This is a genomic window from Yoonia sp. SWMV100, assembly GCF_056108365.1.
The window spans coordinates 17811-35499 of sequence record NZ_JBWBAQ010000008.1 but is presented as its reverse complement, the minus strand read 5'-3'; the positions used below and the strand labels follow the sequence as shown (position 1 = coordinate 35499).

Below are 17689 nucleotides of genomic sequence, written 5' to 3'. Positions count from 1 at the left end.
AAAACCCTTTGCATCTTATTGTCTGCGCCCTATCTAGGGGGGACGATGCAAAAGGGCAAATAAGATGACAGCAGAAACCGACATGATCAAACTCTATTCCAGTCGGATTCTGGCGCTGGCTGCTGATATGCCGCGGACTTCACGGCTGACGAATGCGACCGCCACCGCCAAAAAACGCGCCCCGCTTTGTGGGTCGACCGTGACGGTGGATGTCGCCCTGACCGACGGCATCATCAGCGACTACGGGCAAGACGTCAAAGCCTGCGCGCTGGGACAAGCCGCGGCGGCCGTCATTGGTGCAAATATCGTTGGTCTGCGCCCTGACGCCGTGCAGGCGGGACGCGACCAGCTGTTTGCCATGCTGAAGGAGGACGGCCCGGTACCATCGGCCCCGTTCGAAGGGCTTGAGGTGCTGCAACCTGCCAAAGACTATAAAAACCGGCATGCGTCGATCTTGCTGGCTTTTGATGCCACGTTGGACGCACTGGCGGGACTGAATACGCAGGCATAAAAAAACCGCCGCACATCCGGGACAGGATGGCGGCGGCAGGATACGCGGCACGGGTTCAATTTTCAGGTTCCATCGGAGGAGGCAAAACCCCGGTCAGGACATCAAAGAGGCAGGTCGCATTTATTACCAAGGTGGGACAGGGCAATAACGCTGGTTGAACCCGCGCCACGCGGGGCACGTCAGACAAGTCCAGGCAAAGACAGTCCAACAAACAACATCACCATCAGAGCAACAACACCAAGCGCATCAGCCAAGATCGTGTCACGGGACCGGACGATAATCTCTTTTAATTCCTTGGCCATGGTGTTGCTCCTTTGTTCTGTTGCTACTTTGTTCTCACACCATTAACCACCTGTAAAGAACTTTTTAAGAACATTTGAGAACAAAATAATTAACCCACTGAAATTAAACGAATTGCTTTATCTTGTTCCATGAGCCAAAGCAGTGTGCGGGCCGCCTGCCCGCGCGCAGTTTCAAGTTTTGGGTCGTCATGCAACAACTTGCGTGCATCGCTTTGCGCCAAAGCCATTAACGCGGCCTGGCGTTCAAGATCAGCGATCCGAAATCGCGGAATCCCAGATTGCGCGGTTCCAATCACATCGCCTGCGCCCCGCATCGCCAGATCCTCTTCGGAAATCCGAAAGCCGTCTTCGGTTTCACGCAAAATTTCAAGCCGGCGACGACCGGTCTCGCTGAGTGGTGCCTGATAAAGGAGCAAACAGGTTGACGCCGTTGATCCGCGCCCAACGCGGCCGCGCAGTTGGTGCAACTGTGCCAAACCAAAGCTTTCAGCGCGCTCTACCATCATGATGGACGCGTTGGGGACATTGACCCCGACTTCAATCACGGTTGTTGCAACCAGCACCTTGGTTTCGCCTGCCACAAATCGCGCCATCGCAGCATCTTTTTCCGCTAGGGGCATTTGGCCATGCACCAAACCAACCACGCCTTCGCCCAAGGCCGCGCGCAACTGCTTGAACCGCTCTTCTGCAGCGGTCATATCGACGAACTCGCTTTCTTCGACCAAGGGACAGACCCAGTAGGCCTGCCGCCCCTCTGCCACGGCGTGGCGCAATTTCTCAACCACCTCATCCATACGTGATGTTGACACAAGCGCGGTTTGGACAGGTGTACGCCCCGGGGGTTTTTCGTCCAAGATTGACACATCCATGTCGCCATATTGCGCAAGGGCAAGCGACCGTGGGATTGGCGTGGCGGTCATGACCAAAACGTCCGTCGCGCGCCCCTTCGCGCCCAGCTCCATGCGCTGCGCAACCCCAAAGCGGTGCTGTTCATCAATCACAGCAAGGCGCAAGTCATTGAATACGATGTCTTTTTGGAATACTGCATGGGTGCCGACCAAGATGCCGATTTCGCCCAACGACAAGGCGTTCAGCTTTGCGGCCCTCTCGGCACCTTTGTCACGTCCGGTCAGAACCTCCAACGTGATACCGGCAGTTGCCGCCAAAGGCTGTAACGCCTCATAGTGTTGGCGGGCCAGAATTTCCGTTGGCGCCATCATCACGCCCTGCCCGCCGGCTTCGACGACCGATAGCAATGCCAGAAATGCGACCAGCGTTTTGCCGGCACCCACATCCCCCTGAAGCAACCTGTTCATACGGAACGAAGACGCCAAATCCGCATTTATTTCCGCAACTGCGCGCGTCTGCGCGCCCGTTGGCTGATACGGCAAAGCTGCCAAAACCTTGGCTGATAGCGCACCTGATGCCTTGGACGGGCGACCTTTTGCGCGACGCGACACAGCACGCGCCAAAGCGAGCGTTAACTGATGCGCCATCAATTCGTCATAGGCCAGACGCAGCCGCGCAGGTGAATGCGGCGACAAATCCGTTGTCGATTGTGGGCAATGCGCAGCCTGCAACGCCGATGCCCAGTCAGGCCAACCTTCACGACTTTTCAGCGCTGCATCAATCCATTCAGGCAAATCCGGCGCCATTTCAAGACCAGCGCGCGTTGCACGATACATCAGTTTCTGGCTGATCCCGGCATGCAACGGATAAACGGGTTCGAACGCGGGGATATCATCCGCGTCGTCAATCGTAACAACATGATCAGGATGGACCATCTGCGCGATGCTATCAAATATCTCGACTTTGCCCGAAACTACACGCTTTTGCCCTGTCGGAAGGAGTTTTTGCAAATAGTCCGCGCGGGCATGAAAAAATATCAACTGAAACGTCGTTTGCGCATCGCTGACCTGCACGCGGTATGGCCGCCCGCGGGTCGATGGCGGATAATGTTCCCCCACCGTCACTTCGACAGTTGCAACGGCAGGTGCACTTACATCGCGGATCGACGCACGGCGGTGGCGGTCGACACCCGATATTGGCAATGTCATGATCAGGTCGCGCGGGCGCGCGACCCCTGCGGCCTCGAGGATTTGCGCCGTTTTGGGCCCGACGCCATCCAATTTCGTCAGTGCGCCAAACAGCGGAAATAAAACCTCTGGCCGGCTGCTCATGCGCCGCCAATCAAGGCCAACCAGCCATCTTCGTCCATTGTCGCGACGCCGAGTTCAGCCGCTTTTTTTGCCTTTGATCCAGCGCCCGGACCTGCGACCAGAATATCCGTTTTCGCGCTGACCGACCCGGATACTTTGGCGCCCAAAGCCTCGGCCCGGCTTTTTGCTTCGGCCCGGGTCATTTTTTCCAGTGTACCTGTGAAAACGACAGTTTTGCCAGAAACCGGGCTATCGCTCACCAGTGCAACGGCGTCTTGGACGTCGAGGTGCGCCACCAGCTTATCAATCGACGCGCGCTCTGCATCTTGCTGCATGGCCGTGATCAAAGACGTTGCCATGACCGCGCCCACGCCGTCAATGTTCAGCAATGCGTCCCATTCGGGACCGCTGCCGATTTTGGCCTTTGTCATCGCCACCTCAAAGGCATCCCATGATGTATAATAGTTCGCCAAAAGCGCGGCAGAGCTTTCACCGACATGGCGAATGCCCAAAGAAAATATCAAACGCGCCAATCCGATTTTACGTTTTTTATCAATGGCATCAAAAAGGTTATTCGCGCTTTTTTCACCCCATCCGTCCCGGTTTTTTAGCTGCTGTAACCCTGTCCCAAACCTATCACGCAACGTAAAGATATCAGCCGGCGTTTTGATCCAGTCGTCTGCGTAAAATTGTTCGATTTGCTTTGCGCCAAGCCCTTCGATATCAAAGGCACCTCTGGACACAAAATGTTTCAATTTTTCAATGGCTTGCGCCGCGCAAATCATCCCGCCGGTGCAACGACGCACAGCATCGCCTGCTTCGCGGATTGCATCAGACCCGCAGATTGGGCAGGTATGGGGAAATGCGAAGGGTACGGCGTTATTGGGGCGACGTGATAGGTCGATATCATTGACCTTCGGGATGACGTCGCCGGCACGGTACACCTGTACCCAATCGCCGACCCGTATATCGCGTCCACCCCTGATCGGGTTCCCGTCTCCGTCGCGCCCCTGAATATAGTCCTCATTGTGCAAAGTCGCGTTTGACACGACAACGCCGCCGACCGTGATCGGCGACAACCGCGCAACCGGCGATAGTGCGCCAGTGCGCCCCACCTGAATGTCGATGGCTTCTATCGTCGTCCATGCCAGTTCCGCAGGAAATTTATGCGCAATCGCCCAGCGAGGCGTGGTGGACCGAAACCCCAAGCGGCGTTGCAAGTCCAAATCGTCGACTTTGTAGACGACACCATCAATATCGTATCCCAGAAGGGCACGTTGGGATTCTATGTTGCGGTAGTGCGAAATCATTTCCGCTGGCCCACTGCATTTCACCGTCAAGTCGTTGATCGAAAAACCAAAACTTTTCAATTGCTGCATTGAACCCGACTGCGTATCGCCCAGCGGTGCCGACATATCGCCCCACGCGTAGGCAAAGAACCGGAGCGGTCGCGCCTTGGTAATCGCGGCGTCCAGCTGTCGCAACGACCCTGCCGCGGCATTGCGTGGGTTTGCAAACAACTTTCCACCCTTGTCGGTCTGCCGTATGTTAAGCGCGGCAAAGTCATCATGGCTCATATAAACTTCGCCACGCACTTCAAGGATCTCTGGTGCATTGGTAATTTTTTGGGGGATATCAGTAATCGTGCGCGCGTTTGCAGTCACGTTTTCACCGACTTCGCCGTCACCTCGCGTCGCGGCCTGAACCAAGATACCTTTTTCATAACGCACAGACAGCGAAAGACCGTCGATCTTTGGCTCGGCTGTGTACAAAAGCTGGGCACTCTTTGACATGCCAAGGTATTTGCGGATGCGCGCATCGAATTCAAAAATATCTTCGTCGTCAAACGCATTCCCGAGCGACAACATCCGAACGGCGTGCTGCACTTTCCCAAAGCCTTCAGCCAGCGCGCCGCCAATTTGGTCGCTTGGGCTATCTTCGCGCTTCAGCTCGGGAAATGCCGCCTCTAATGCTGCATTGCGACGCTTGAGCGCGTCATAGTCAGCATCAGACATCTCGGGCGCATCATCGCGGTGATATGCATCGTTCGCGGCCTTGATCTGGCTAGCCAGCCAAGCCAGTTCGTTCGCCGCCTGCGCCTTGCTGAGGTCCCCAACCGACAAATGTCCCGTAATACCGTGCTGGATATGCATTTTCTGTGCCACTTTTGTCCCCATAACGCAGGTCATCAGCTATGGCTGACACCCTGTGCAATTCTTAGGCAAGCCTAAGCGAGAGGTCCAGAGGGCATACGATGAAGCGACGTATCTACGCGCAGTGGCACGATAAATGGTTATGCCCCAATGGCAATCTTGTCATAGCTCGTCACTGGTTCGGGATCACGCAACACATAACCACGGCCCCAAACCGTTTCAATATAGTTGTCGCCAGCGGTCGCCTCGCTCAGTTTTTTGCGTAATTTGCAAATGAACACGTCAATGATCTTAAGCTCTGGTTCATCCATTCCGCCGTACAGGTGGTTTAGAAACATTTCCTTTGTCAGCGTCGTACCCTTGCGCAGGCTCAGCAGTTCAAGCATCTGGTATTCTTTTCCAGTGAGGTGAACAGTATTGCTAGCAACATCTACAGTTTTTGCGTCAAGGTTGACTGAAATTTGCCCGGTTTTAATAATCGATTGGGCATGTCCTTTTGAACGCCGGATGATGGCATGAATTCTTGCGACCAGTTCTTCGCGATGAAAAGGTTTTGTTAAATAGTCGTCCGCCCCGAACCCAAAACCCTTGATTTTGCTTTCTGTCCCATCATCGCCCGAAAGAATTAAAATTGGCGTGTCAATGCGGCTCAAACGCAGCTGTCGCAGCACCTCGTGACCATTCATATCGGGCAAATTGAGATCAAGCAGGATCAAATCATAGTCATAAAGTTTGGCAAGATCGATCCCTTCCTCCCCAAGGTCGGTTGCATAGACGTTCAGGTTCGCATGGGTCAGCATCAATTCAATGCTTTTTGATGTAGTGGGATCGTCTTCAACCAGCAGTACACGCATCCGGGTTCTCCGTTATCTTTCGTTGTCTTGTTAACCTAGCCAAATAAAGGTTAACCACCCGTTACCAACGTAAGTAAATATGCCGTTTCCCGTCACGGTTGTCTATATTTTTGTAGGGCTGTTGCTTTTAAAGCTGCGACACCATGTTGAGATACCGCGTTTTCCCATTCGGAAAACTCCTCCTCCGACAGGGCGTACCGCTCCAGGGCCTCTTTGCGAAGGATCAATCCAGCGGACACAGCGCGCACAACCGCGGCCTTGCGTGATGCGACCCAACGCCTTGTTTTCGCGCTTGGAAGATCCGCGCGCGTCATCACTGTCCCATCGCTCAGCGTGACCGAACGTGGTCCCTCAACTTTTCGTAAATACATAATGCACCCCTTTGCGTATGCTCCCGGAGGCAGTTATCAGGGCAATCACTTAACGAGAGGTATAGCGCGCCCTTGAGAGTACGTCGCATTTTCCTATATTTCACATTAAACATGATACGTCTGGAACCAGCTATGTCACTTGATTCGACACTCAACTCGCTTGGCTTTGCCAAGCCCCCAGCGCAAACGCGCGTGGTCGTCGCCATGTCGGGCGGTGTCGATAGTTCGGTGGTGGCCGCACAATTGGCTGAAGAAGGCTATGACGTCGTGGGCGTAACCCTACAACTTTATGATCACGGGGCAGCGCTCGCGAAAAAAGGGGCCTGCTGCGCCGGTCGCGATATTCACGATGCGCGTCGCGTCGCCGAAGAAATGGGCTTTCCTCACTATGTTCTCGATTATGAAAACACGTTCCGCGAAGCTGTGATTGATGAATTCGCCGACAGCTATCTTGCCGGCGCCACCCCTGTGCCGTGCATTCGCTGCAACGAACGGGTCAAGTTCAAGGACCTGTTGGAAACGGCCAAAGATCTGGACGCGGATTGTATGGCGACAGGTCACTATATCCAACGCAAAGTGGGTGCGGACCGTGCAGAACTGCATGCCGCCGCTGACGGCAATCGCGATCAAAGCTATTTTTTGTTCTCGACCACACAGGACCAATTGGATTATTTGCGCTTCCCGTTGGGGCACCTGAAATCCAAGGATGAAACACGCGCATTGGCTACTAAATACGGGCTAAGCGTTGCAGACAAGCCCGACAGCCAGGACATCTGTTTTGTACCCGATGGTAACTACGCCAAACTGATCGAAAAATTGCGTCCAGGATCAGCCGAGCCGGGCGACATCGTCGACACCAACGGCACTGTGTTAGGCAGCCATAAAGGCGTGATCTATTACACCATTGGTCAGCGGCGCGGGCTTGGCATTGGCGGGCTTGCCGATCCTCTTTATGTGGTGAAACTGGATGTGGACAACAGGCATGTCGTCGTTGGCCCGAAGGAAATGCTGGCGACACGCCGCGTGCCGATCCGCGAAGTGAACTGGCTTGGCGATGGCGCCTTCACGGATATGAAAGAGCGCCATATTATGGTACGTGTGCGGTCAACACGCCCGCCCACAGACGCAATTTTGCGCCCTATCTCGGCGACTGAAGCCGAAGTCGAACTGCTGGTTGCCGAACAAGGCGTATCTCCGGGGCAAGCCTGCGTGTTCTATGACCCAGATAGTACGCGGGTGCTAGGCGGAGGCTGGATCTGGCGTGGCGCCTGAACCGCAGGTTTAACACGCGGGAACCCGTCCGGCATGACCGGAATGGGCCCCCTGTTCCACAGGGCGTAATCCACGATAAAAGCGGCGTATCGCGCGATCTCAGCGGTTATTTCGTCTCAAGCTTGCGATACGCACCTAGCCCGCCTGCGATGAATTTGGCGTTCTTATAACCCATTTCCCGCAGTGTTGCCGCAGACAAAGCGCCGCGATTGTACGCATTGCAGTAGCACAAGATCGTTGTATCCAAGTCACTGATCACACCTTCGACATTCATCTCAAGCTTGCCACGGCTGATGTTGATGGCCCCGGGAATATGGCCAGCGTCATGTTCTTCTTTATCACGAATATCTAACGCCACGGCGCCGGCGGCAATCAATGCATCAACATCCTGCGCAGCAACTTCGTCGACCTGTGCACGGGCGGCGTCAGCGAGGGATTGAAATTTTTCAGTATAGGCCATGAGGCGCCTCCATAAGTGCGGTTTCAGATCGGTTCCTACAAGAATCAAACGGCACTGTCGGTGATATAGTCACCAAGCCGGTTGAATCAGTGATCCGCGCCGTGAACGAATCCGACAAATTCGTTTGTTAGGGTTAAAATCTGCTGGCACATCTTTTGTGACAGCTTTACGCAAGCGACATGATTTATAATTCTGCATCCGAGTGGCGTGACGCCCCGCAAAAACGCGTTTTGCTCTTTGCTATGTCAGGCTTGGGCAAAACCTATCTGTCGTCCATGTTGCGTGAACAAGGTGATTGGTTTCACTATTCTATCGATTACCGCATTGGTACCCGATACATGGGTGAACTTATTGCCGATAACGCCAAACGCGAAGCGATGAAGGTGCCGTTCCTGCGCGATCTCTTGCGCTCTGACAGCATCTATATCGGGTCGAACATCTCTTTTAATGACCTTAAGCCGATGTCGTCTTACTTGGGTAAACCGGGTGATCCGGACCGTGGTGGACTGCCGTGGGACGAATATACCCGCAGGCAGGATCAGTTTCAGCGCGCAGAAATTGCGGCGTTGCACGACACAGGACATTTTATTGAACGGTCTTATGATCTGTACCAATACCCGCATTTCATCTGCGATACGGGCGGGTCGATCTGCGAATGGGTGGATGTGACTGACCCCAACGACCCCATCATGGCCGACCTTGCGTCCAAAACGCTCATGGTTTGGATTGAAGGGTCTGATGATCACACCGCCGAACTGGTGCGCCGTTTTGACCGTGAACCCAAACCGATGTCATATGATCCGGTATTTTTGCTGGACACGTGGAATGCGTATCTGGCCGAATTCAATGTGGCGCCTGACAAAGTTGACCCCGATACGTTTATCCGCTGGGCCTTTGCAAAGGCGTTGGCGCACCGTCAGCCGCGCTACAAGGCGATGGCTGATCGTTGGGGCCTGACCGTGCCTATGGATGCCGTTTCTGCAGTCAAAGACTCAGATGGCTTTGTAAACATGATCGCTCAGGCACTTGAGATGCGCGGGTAACACCCCTATTTCTAACTCCTTGTTGCTTAGGACGAAATCCATGCCGATAAAATTGCCATCCGCCCTGCCCGCCTTTGACGTGTTATCACGCGAAGGGGTCATGGTCATGGCAGAGGAGCAAGCCGCCATTCAGGATATCCGCCCGTTGCGGATTGCGCTTTTGAATCTGATGCCCAAGAAAATCCAGACCGAAAACCAGTTTGCGCGGCTCATCGGGGCGACCCCGCTACAAATCGAGCTGACCCTGATCCGGATGACCGAGCATCAAACGAAAAATACCGCCGCCGAGCATATGGAAGAATTCTATGTGCCCTTTAGCGAGGTGCGGGATCGCAAGTTTGACGGGCTGATCATTACCGGCGCGCCGATCGAACATCTGCCCTTCACTGATGTGACCTATTGGCAGGAACTGACCGAGGTCTTTAAGTGGACCCAAACCCATGTGCATTCCACTTTCGGGGTCTGCTGGGGTGGGATGGCGATGATCAACTATTTTCACGGCGTGCAAAAGCACCTCTTGGATCACAAGCTGTTCGGCTGCTATCGCCACCACCTGACCGAAGACACATCGCCATACCTCATGGGGTTTTCGGATGATTGCGTGGTACCCGTCAGTCGTTGGACAGAAATGCGCCAAGATGAAATCGATGCGGCCACCGGACTGAAAACACTGATCACCAGCGACGAAACCGGGCCCTGCTTGGTCGAGGACCGTGCGCACCGCGCACTCTATATCTTTAACCACTTCGAATATGACAGCGGCACACTCAAGCAAGAATACGACCGCGATATTGCCGCGGGGACAGCTATTGACGTCCCCGTCAATTACTACCCCGACGATGACCCGACGAAACATCCGCTCAATCGGTGGAAAAGCCACGCCCACCTTCTATATGGTAACTGGATCAATCAGATTTATCAGACCACACCATACGAGTTGGAAAAAATTGGGACGCAAGACGCTTAAGCTAGCAACGCTTATTCTTGGCTTTGGTGCTGCGCTGACGGGCTGTGGAGCCCAGTATCGCAGTGACCTTGCCGAGACGAAATTCCCGCCGTTGGGCGATTTTGTCACCGTCGACGACGCGCGCGTGCATTACGTGCAGCGCGGCAAAGGCCCCGATTTGATTCTTTTGCACGGCGCCGGTGGCAACCTGCGCGAGTTTACTTTTTCATTGATGGATCAGTTGACCGAACGCTACACGGTCACTGCATTTGATCGGCCTGGGTTAGGCTATACCGATCAGGTGCCGGGCGTCCCCACGGCCCCCACATCAACGCAAGGTGACAGTCCGCAGGATCAGGCGCGTCTGTTGCGCCGCGCTGCCGAAGAATTGGGAATCCAAAACCCGATCATCTTGGGGCACAGCTATGGCGGCATCGTGACTTATGCTTGGGCTGTTGAGGCGCTTGACACCCCAAGCGTGGCTAACCCTGTGGCCATTGTGTCAGTTTCCGGCGTGACCATGCCGTGGCCCGGTGATCTGGGGCGGTTCTATACGGTCAGTGGCAGTGCCATTGGCGGCGCCGTCGCTGTCCCGTTGATTTCAGCATTTGTCCCACGCACGCTCGTGAATGATCGGGTTGCCGATACGTTTACACCCCAACCTGCACCGCCGGGCTATGTCGATTATATCGGTGCGGGGCTGACCCTGCGACCAGACAGTTTTCGCGCGAACGCGAGACAGGTGAATACGCTCCGCCCGCATGTGGTGACGCTTTCGGCGCGTTACCCGGAACTGGTACTGCCGATCGAGATCGTTCACGGGACAGCAGACACCACGGTGCCCATTCATATTCATGCCGAAGAGGTGATCAAGATCGCGCCGACGGCAAATCTGGTCCCGCTACCGGGCGTGGGTCATATGCCACAACAAACCAATCCTGATGACGTGATTGCAGCAATAGAACGCGCAGCGGTGCGCGCCGGATTGCACTAGCGGGCGCAGCCCCCCATAGTAACCGCGCAGGACGATCGGGAGAGAACAGATGGAATTACCCTTTGATGGCGAGATTAGCCGCTATTTTCTGGAAGACGCCCCAGAACATGTCAGGCAGCAAATAAAGGGGGCGTCCAAATCGGATATTCTTAACCCCCATTACCCGTATACGCAGCGTCTGGATAAAGACATCTACGAAGACACGCTTGCGGCACTTCAGGTCGAACTGGTCCGCATGCAAGCATGGGTGCGTGATACTGGCCAACGTATCGCCATCGTTTTTGAAGGGCGCGACGCCGCTGGCAAAGGCGGCACTATCAAACGGTTTCGCGAAAATCTGAACCCGCGCGTTGCAAATGTTGTCGCGCTGTCAAAGCCGACCGAAACAGAGGCCGCGCAATGGTATTTCCAGCGCTATATTGCGCATCTGCCAGCCAGAGGACAAATGACCATTTTTGACCGCAGCTGGTATAACCGTGGCGTTGTCGAACATGTGTTCGGGTTCTGCACGCCCGCGCAACGCGAACGCTGGTTCAGTCAGGTGCCCCCATTTGAACAAATGCTGGTTGATGAAGGAATCACGCTGATTAAAATCTGGCTCAATGTCGGGCAAGCATCCCAACTCAGGCGTTTCTTGGACCGGGAAAAGGACGCATTGAAACAATGGAAGCTCAGCCCGATCGATGTCGGCGGACTGGCAAGATGGGACGCATATTCGGCAGCGATTTCTGAAACAGTCACCCGCACGCATAGCACCGCGGCGCCCTGGACTATCGTGCGGTCTGACGACGAAAGACGCACACGGGTCGAAGCTCTTCGGTTTATTCTGACCCAGCTGGATTACACCCACAAAGACGCCGACGCGCTGGGCGCGGTCGATCCGAGAATTGTGGGCGGCCCCGATCTTTGGCATGACTAAACGCGGCTATCATCATGGCAATTTGCGCGAGGCGCTGATCGACGGCTGCCTGTCGCTGATCGAAAAACGTGGGCCAACCGGTTTTACGCTTTCCGAAGCTGCGCGGGAAGCAGGGGTAACACCCGCCGCCGTTTACCGCCACTTTGAAGGGCGCGAGGATCTCATTGCGGCTGCTGCCCACCAAGGCTATGAAATGTTCGGCGAGGCGATGGAAACCGCTTATACCAGTGGTCTTCCTTCGGCGCTTGCTGCATTTGAGGCCACGGGGAGTGCGTATCTGACATTTGCCCGCGACTATCCGGGCCACTATATCGCGATGTTTGAATCCGGCATTTCAACCAATCGCACGCCGGAACTCCATGCTGTGGCAACCGCCGCGATGGGCGTTCTGGAAAAAGCGGCCGAGGAGCTGAGCCAACATATTCCAGCTGACAGGCGCCCGCCGCCGCAGATGTTCAGCGCCCATATCTGGGCGATGTCGCATGGCGTGGTCGAACTTTTTTCTCGGGGTAACCCTGGATCAAAAAGCCCATTCGCGTCCGAGGACCTGCTGGAAAGCGGAATTGGCATATATTTGCGCGGTCTTGGTCTGATCGCGCCCGATAGCGAAGGATAAACGATGGACGGCACACTTGCGCTGATTTTTCTGATTACCAGCCTCACAGATATGGGGGTAAATGATTGCCGCAGCGGGGGTTGTCTACAGCAGGGTGACGCCGTCGCACGCGTGTCATTACAAGCTGCAAATGTGATTTTCCAAGAAGACCACATCAGCGAAGAAATCTATGTCGGCTATGACATGAACCGTCAATATGGCCCGTTCCAACCCACATTTGCCGCGTCAGTCACCGTCGAAGGTGCGACATGGGTTGGTGCAGGTGCAAAATGGACAAGTCGGCGGATCAGCGAAGGCCCGTTCTTTTTCGAAGCCTCTGTCATGCCCGGACTTTATGCCCGTGGCGATGGCCCTGATTTGGGCGGCAACCTGCAATTTCGGTCTGCCGTGGGTGGCGGATATACCTTTGATAACGGTGCTACACTGTCAGTATTGTACGATCACCGTTCAAATGCAGACACAAACGATGTTAACCCCGGGTTGGAAACAATCGCGATCCGATATGCATTTGCATTGAACTAGAACAGATTATTTCAACAGCACCAAAGACCGCTCGTCCCAGATAACTTTGGTTTTGGTCCCCACATCCAAAACGGGGCGTCCAATCAGGTTCTTCATCGCGATATTCAGCGGCTTTGCAATGCCGTCCACGCGCACATCATAATATGTCATGTCGCCGTAATAAACGACCTCGTCGACGACGCCATCGGCCAGCTTTCGGTCGGTCGTTTCCCCGTCGAACAAAATACCCAGCGTTTCCGGACGGATGCCCGCGACCGCGCCCCCCACTTGCATCAGGTCGGGCGCTTGCTCGGACGAAATCTTGAGCGGGCCAAGGCCTGCGACGGTAACGTCGATGATATCGCCAACGGCGGTCACATCCGCATCGAGAAAGTTCATTTTGCCGATAAAATCTGCGACACGGCGCGAATTTGGACGCCGATACAGCGTTTCCGGGTCCGCCAACTGCCCGATCTCGCCTTCAAACATCACCGCAATCCGGTCGGACATCACCAGCGCCTCTTCTTGGTCGTGCGTGACCAAGATAAAGGTAATGCCGACGTGACGCTGCAAACGGATCAATTCCACCTGCATCTGTTCACGCATTTTTTTGTCCAGCGCCGATAGCGGCTCGTCTAACAACAGCACCTTGGGCTTGAGGATGAGTGCGCGGGCAAGCGCGACACGCTGGCGTTGCCCGCCTGACAACGCATGTGACGCGCGTTTGGCATAACCATCAAGGCCAACCATATTCAATGCGTCATCCACCAGTGTTTTCACCGCCTGCTTATTCAGATCCGACCGCTTACGCAGCCCGAATGCGACGTTTTCGCCCACGGTCAGATGCGGAAAAATTGCGTAGGACTGAAACACCATATTTGTTGGCCGCAAGTTCGCGGGGACATTGTTCATGTCCTTGCCGCCAATCATCACAACCCCGTCCGACACGCTTTCAAACCCGGCAATGGTGCGCAGTAACGTCGTCTTTCCGCAGCCAGACGGACCAAGCAGCGAAAAGAATTCGCCTTCGTTGATTGTCAGGTTGATATCGCGCAGTGCGTGATAGTCGGCGTAATACTTATTTACCCCGGTGAGCGTGATCAAAGCTGTCACAGAAAGCCCCCTTTGTCTTTCACACCCGCCCGGGCCAAGCCACGGCGACGTAAAAGCTCTGCAATAGTCAAAAGAACAATGGACAGCGCCACGAGAATAGTCCCAAGCGCCATCACAATCGGCAGCGATGCCGGAAAGCGTAGCAAGCCCCAGATATAGACGGGCATCGTCGGGCTGGCGCCAGACAAAAAGAACGCGATGATGAATTCATCCAACGAGATGGTGAACGCAATCAGCATGCTCGAAATGATCCCCGGCATCACCAGCGGCAATGTCACAAGGCGAAAGGCGGAAAACCTGCTTTCTCCTAGGTCCATCGCGGCCTCTTCCATGGACGGGTCAAGGTTTTGAAATGCGCCGTTCAGGATTGCGATGCAGAATGGCGTACAAATCAGGATGTGCGCGGCGATAATCGTCCAGTTGGACAACCCAAGATCAAGAAACTGAACAACGACCACCAGCAATGATACGGCCACAATAATTTCGGGCAGGACCAGCGGCAGCATGATAAAGCCCATAATGCCTGCCTTGAATTGAAACCGGTACATCGCCCCTGCCCGCGCAGCGCAAACGCCGAGCAGCGTGGATGTCAACGCCGTCACCACAGCAATAAAAAGCGAGTTTTTGACGGCGGCATGCAGCGATCTATTGGCGGCCAACTCTGTGAACCACTCGGTCGTGAATCCTTTCAGCGGAAACGCAATAATCGTCGCATCGTTAAACGCAAAAATCGGCAACAGCACGATGGGTGCATACAAAAACACAAGATAGGTAATCGCGTAAATGCGTAAGCTCATGATCGGCCCTTCAGCCAACGGCGGTTCAACAGCACGAAAATCAGGCTAATGGCTGTGACGCTAAGCATCGCGACAATCGCCAGTGCCGCACCCAAGGGGGCATTATTCAGTGCCAAAAATTGCGTTTGAATCATGTTGGCGATCAACTTGCCGCCGGCACCGCCCATCAGTTCGGGGGTTACGTAATCACCAATCGTCGGGATGAACACAATCAGTACTGCCCCCACCAAGCCGGGCATCGATAACGGCAAGGTGACGCGGATAAATGTCATGAATTTGCTTTCGCCCAGATCCTGCGATGCCTCAAGCAAAGACCTGTCAATTTTTTCAAGCGCAACAAAGATCGGCAGGATCGCAAACGGCGCAAAGGCATGCGCCAACGTGATGATCACCGCGTTCACGTTATACAGAATAAACGTCAGTGGTTCGTCGATGATCCCAAGGTTCATCAACCCCGTGTTAATCACACCGTTATATCCCAAGATCACTTTCCATAGAAAAACCCGGATCAAATAGGACGTCCAAAAGGGAATTGTGATGAGGAAGAGCCACAGCGATTTGCGGTCAGGGCGCACATGAAAAGACACAAAATATGCGACTGGAAATGCAAGTAACACCGTCACCAACGTCACCGACCCAGAAACGAAAAGCGACCGCTTTAACAATGCCGCGTAAATCGGTTCTTCAATGATCTTGCGGTAGTTGTTGAGCGTGAACGTTGTATCAACGTCCATAAAGTTCTGCGTCCAGAAGCTGAACATGAAAATTGCCGCCAATGGGACAGCCATCATGATCAACGCATAAAGAAAAGGCGGGCTTACCATCAAAAGCCCGCGCCCATTTTCAGAAGAGATCATTTTTCGCCACATATGGTATGAATTCACCGACTGACGGGAAAGATCAATAACCAAAGTGTGGATGTCGCACAGCAATCGCATACTATGGCGGCGAATGCGGGAAATTGTGGCAGGTTATGTATCCCGTCGCAGTGCGCGCATCCGTTGTGCCATATCTTTATTTCCATTTTGATCCAAAGCGTTGGCAACGCCGCCAAAATCCGCATCCTCCCGATTCTGGCTCAGCTTTGATTTCGCCAATACGCGCGTCACTTCGATCTTAAATGCCACAATATTGGCAAGCATGGTCGCCATATAATCGGTCGGTGCGTCAGCCATGCGCCATCCATCGGCGCCATTCGTTTCACGCTCGAACCTTTGGGTCAGGCGGCCAACAGCAGCAATCTTTGACTTTTCGTCATGCTGAAAGCTGATTTTACCGTGCAGATGAACAGTGCTGTAGTTCCAGGTGGGGACAGCCTTATGTGTCGCGGCCTTGGATGGATACCAATTGGGCGAAATATAGGCATCATTACCTTGAAATATCGCCAAAACGTCAGTCCCGTCAGCAACCAATCGGTGCAAATCATTTGCGATCGCCAAATGACCGATCAAAATGTCCGCAGATGTGGCCAATAATGGAAAATGGTTCGCGACCAACCCATGATCTGCATGCACGACAACCGTCGCCAAAGGAAAAGCCGCGATAAGCCCCTGAACCGCGACGGCATCGGTTTCTTCAAAGTGCGCAGGCATATACATTTTGGACCCTCGGTTTCAGGTAAAGGTTTACGCGTATGACGCACCCGTTCAATGCAAAAAGGGCGGCCCAATGGACCGCCCTCTTTTTAAACAATACCCGGCGATTAACGCTTGGAGAACTGGAAGCTCTTACGCGCTTTTGCTTTACCGTATTTCTTCCGTTCAACAACGCGGCTGTCGCGTGTCAGGAAGCCGGCAGCTTTCAATGCTGCGCGCAGGGTTGGATCGTACAGTTGCAGGGCTTTGGAAACGCCGTGCTTCACAGCACCCGCTTGACCAGACAAACCGCCACCAGCAACCGTTGCCATCACGTCGAACTGACCATCAACACCAGCGACCTGAAACGGCTGACGCAGGATCATTTGCAGCACGGGGCGTGCAAAATAAACGGCCATCTCTTTCCCGTTCACGACAACTTTGCCGGAACCTGGTTTGATCCATACACGGGCAACCGCATCCTTACGCTTACCAGTCGCATAAGCACGACCAAGCGCGTCACGGACAGGTTCACGCGGGGCGGCAACAGCAACAACGGCCTCTTGACCGGTTGCAACTTGACCCAGCTCTTCGAGAGAATTCACTTGATCAGCCATTATGCAGTCCTCGTGTTCTTTTTGTTCATGGACTTAACATCCAGAACTTCGGGCTTTTGAGCTTCCATGCCATGCTCTGTGCCTGCAAAAACGCGCAGGTGAGTCATTTGCTGGCGGGACAGTTTGCCACCAGGCAACATACGCTCAACGGCTTTCATCACGACGCGCTCGGGGTGCGCACCTTCCAAGATGTCGGCTTTGGTCTTTTCTTTGATCCCGCCGGGGTGGCCTGTGTGCCAGTAGTACATTTCTTCACGTTTTTTGCCGGTCATCTGTACTTTTTCACAGTTGATGACAATCACGTTGTCGCCCATATCCATGTGCGGCGTGAAGGATGGTTTGTGCTTGCCACGCAAGCGCATCGCGATGATCGACGCAAGACGGCCCAGAATAACGCCTTCAGCGTCAATCAGGATCCATTTCTTGTCGATATCCGCTGGGGTAGCGGTAAAGGTTTTCATATCTCACCAATGGTTTGGGGTGGCGC

The 17689-nt window shown here is 54.3% G+C and carries 20 protein-coding genes; 8 read left to right on the top strand and 12 right to left on the bottom strand.

Translation table 11 applies throughout. The annotated features are described in order from the left end of the window. Positions 1–64: 64 nt before the first annotated feature. Complete coding sequence (locus ACXJGX_RS15600) at positions 65–511, top strand: iron-sulfur cluster assembly scaffold protein (RefSeq protein ID WP_474783351.1); 447 nt, start codon at positions 65–67, stop codon at positions 509–511. Positions 512–690: 179 nt separating this feature from the next. Here ACXJGX_RS15600 and ACXJGX_RS15595 read toward each other — a convergent pair whose 3' ends face one another. The 5 genes from ACXJGX_RS15595 to sciP form a co-directional block, all read right to left on the bottom strand. Continuing rightward, positions 691–813 (bottom strand): hypothetical protein, encoded by a 123-nt coding sequence (locus ACXJGX_RS15595; RefSeq protein ID WP_474783349.1) that lies wholly within the window; start codon positions 811–813, stop codon positions 691–693. An 89-nt stretch (positions 814–902) separates the two neighbouring features. Beyond that, on the bottom strand, positions 903–2993 hold the full coding sequence (gene recG / locus ACXJGX_RS15590; protein ID WP_474783347.1) for an ATP-dependent DNA helicase RecG: 2091 nt from the start codon (positions 2991–2993) through the stop codon (positions 903–905). Further along, on the bottom strand, positions 2990–5125 hold the full coding sequence (ligA, locus tag ACXJGX_RS15585) for an NAD-dependent DNA ligase LigA (RefSeq protein WP_474783455.1): 2136 nt from the start codon (positions 5123–5125) through the stop codon (positions 2990–2992). Before ligA ends, recG begins: the two co-directional genes overlap by 4 nt. A 140-nt stretch (positions 5126–5265) precedes the next feature. Next, on the bottom strand, positions 5266–5979 hold the full coding sequence (ctrA, locus tag ACXJGX_RS15580) for a response regulator transcription factor CtrA (RefSeq protein WP_474783345.1): 714 nt from the start codon (positions 5977–5979) through the stop codon (positions 5266–5268). Between the two features lie 92 nt (positions 5980–6071). Beyond that, positions 6072–6350, bottom strand: coding sequence for a CtrA inhibitor SciP (sciP, locus tag ACXJGX_RS15575; RefSeq protein WP_474783343.1), 279 nt, complete (start codon positions 6348–6350; stop codon positions 6072–6074). Between the two features lie 132 nt (positions 6351–6482). Between sciP and mnmA the strand changes: the two genes are divergently transcribed. Then, positions 6483–7622 carry a tRNA 2-thiouridine(34) synthase MnmA gene (mnmA, locus tag ACXJGX_RS15570; RefSeq protein ID WP_474783341.1) on the top strand — a complete coding sequence of 380 codons (1140 nt, stop codon included), beginning with the start codon at positions 6483–6485 and terminating at the stop codon, positions 7620–7622. 106 nt (positions 7623–7728) lie between these two features. On the opposite strand, the gene ACXJGX_RS15565 is transcribed toward mnmA, so the two are convergent. Further along, positions 7729–8082, bottom strand: a complete 354-nt coding sequence (locus ACXJGX_RS15565) for a rhodanese-like domain-containing protein (protein WP_474783340.1) — start codon at positions 8080–8082, stop codon at positions 7729–7731. A 179-nt stretch (positions 8083–8261) separates the two neighbouring features. Between ACXJGX_RS15565 and ACXJGX_RS15560 the strand changes: the two genes are divergently transcribed. Genes ACXJGX_RS15560 through ACXJGX_RS15535 form a run of 6 tightly spaced genes read left to right on the top strand, consistent with a single transcriptional unit; the run spans position 8262 to position 13122 of the window. After that, on the top strand, positions 8262–9125 hold the full coding sequence (locus ACXJGX_RS15560) for an ATPase (RefSeq protein ID WP_474783338.1): 864 nt from the start codon (positions 8262–8264) through the stop codon (positions 9123–9125). Between the two features lie 40 nt (positions 9126–9165). Further along, on the top strand, positions 9166–10092 hold the full coding sequence (gene metA / locus ACXJGX_RS15555) for a homoserine O-acetyltransferase MetA (protein ID WP_474783336.1): 927 nt from the start codon (positions 9166–9168) through the stop codon (positions 10090–10092). Next, entirely contained in the window at positions 10073–11065 is a 993-nt protein-coding gene (locus ACXJGX_RS15550) for an alpha/beta fold hydrolase (protein ID WP_474783334.1), read from the top strand. The genes metA and ACXJGX_RS15550 overlap by 20 nt, the downstream gene beginning before the upstream one ends. A gap of 49 nt (positions 11066–11114) precedes the next feature. Next, positions 11115–11984 carry a polyphosphate kinase 2 gene (gene ppk2, locus ACXJGX_RS15545; RefSeq protein WP_474783332.1) on the top strand — a complete coding sequence of 290 codons (870 nt, stop codon included), beginning with the start codon at positions 11115–11117 and terminating at the stop codon, positions 11982–11984. Beyond that, positions 11977–12600 carry a TetR/AcrR family transcriptional regulator gene (locus ACXJGX_RS15540; protein WP_474783330.1) on the top strand — a complete coding sequence of 208 codons (624 nt, stop codon included), beginning with the start codon at positions 11977–11979 and terminating at the stop codon, positions 12598–12600. Before ppk2 ends, ACXJGX_RS15540 begins: the two co-directional genes overlap by 8 nt. Positions 12601–12603: 3 nt before the next feature. Continuing rightward, positions 12604–13122, top strand: coding sequence for an acyloxyacyl hydrolase (locus tag ACXJGX_RS15535; protein ID WP_474783328.1), 519 nt, complete (start codon positions 12604–12606; stop codon positions 13120–13122). A gap of 6 nt (positions 13123–13128) precedes the next feature. On the opposite strand, the gene ACXJGX_RS15530 is transcribed toward ACXJGX_RS15535, so the two are convergent. The 6 genes from ACXJGX_RS15530 to rplM all read right to left on the bottom strand — a co-directional run bounded on the left by ACXJGX_RS15530 (position 13129) and on the right by rplM (position 17663). Then, a complete protein-coding gene (locus ACXJGX_RS15530) occupies positions 13129–14214 on the bottom strand; it encodes an ABC transporter ATP-binding protein (protein ID WP_474783326.1) in 1086 nt (361 codons plus the stop codon). Beyond that, positions 14211–15011: an ABC transporter permease gene (locus ACXJGX_RS15525; RefSeq protein ID WP_474783324.1), complete on the bottom strand. Its 801-nt coding sequence runs from the start codon at positions 15009–15011 to the stop codon at positions 14211–14213. The genes ACXJGX_RS15530 and ACXJGX_RS15525 overlap by 4 nt, the downstream gene beginning before the upstream one ends. After that, positions 15008–15868 (bottom strand): ABC transporter permease, encoded by an 861-nt coding sequence (locus ACXJGX_RS15520; RefSeq protein WP_474783322.1) that lies wholly within the window; start codon positions 15866–15868, stop codon positions 15008–15010. Before ACXJGX_RS15520 ends, ACXJGX_RS15525 begins: the two co-directional genes overlap by 4 nt. A gap of 114 nt (positions 15869–15982) precedes the next feature. Beyond that, positions 15983–16609 carry an FMN-binding negative transcriptional regulator gene (locus tag ACXJGX_RS15515; RefSeq protein WP_474783320.1) on the bottom strand — a complete coding sequence of 209 codons (627 nt, stop codon included), beginning with the start codon at positions 16607–16609 and terminating at the stop codon, positions 15983–15985. Positions 16610–16713: 104 nt separating this feature from the next. Next, positions 16714–17202: a 30S ribosomal protein S9 gene (gene rpsI / locus ACXJGX_RS15510; RefSeq protein ID WP_474783318.1), complete on the bottom strand. Its 489-nt coding sequence runs from the start codon at positions 17200–17202 to the stop codon at positions 16714–16716. Then, positions 17202–17663, bottom strand: coding sequence for a 50S ribosomal protein L13 (gene rplM / locus ACXJGX_RS15505; protein ID WP_474783316.1), 462 nt, complete (start codon positions 17661–17663; stop codon positions 17202–17204). The genes rpsI and rplM overlap by 1 nt, the downstream gene beginning before the upstream one ends. Positions 17664–17689 lie beyond the last annotated feature (26 nt).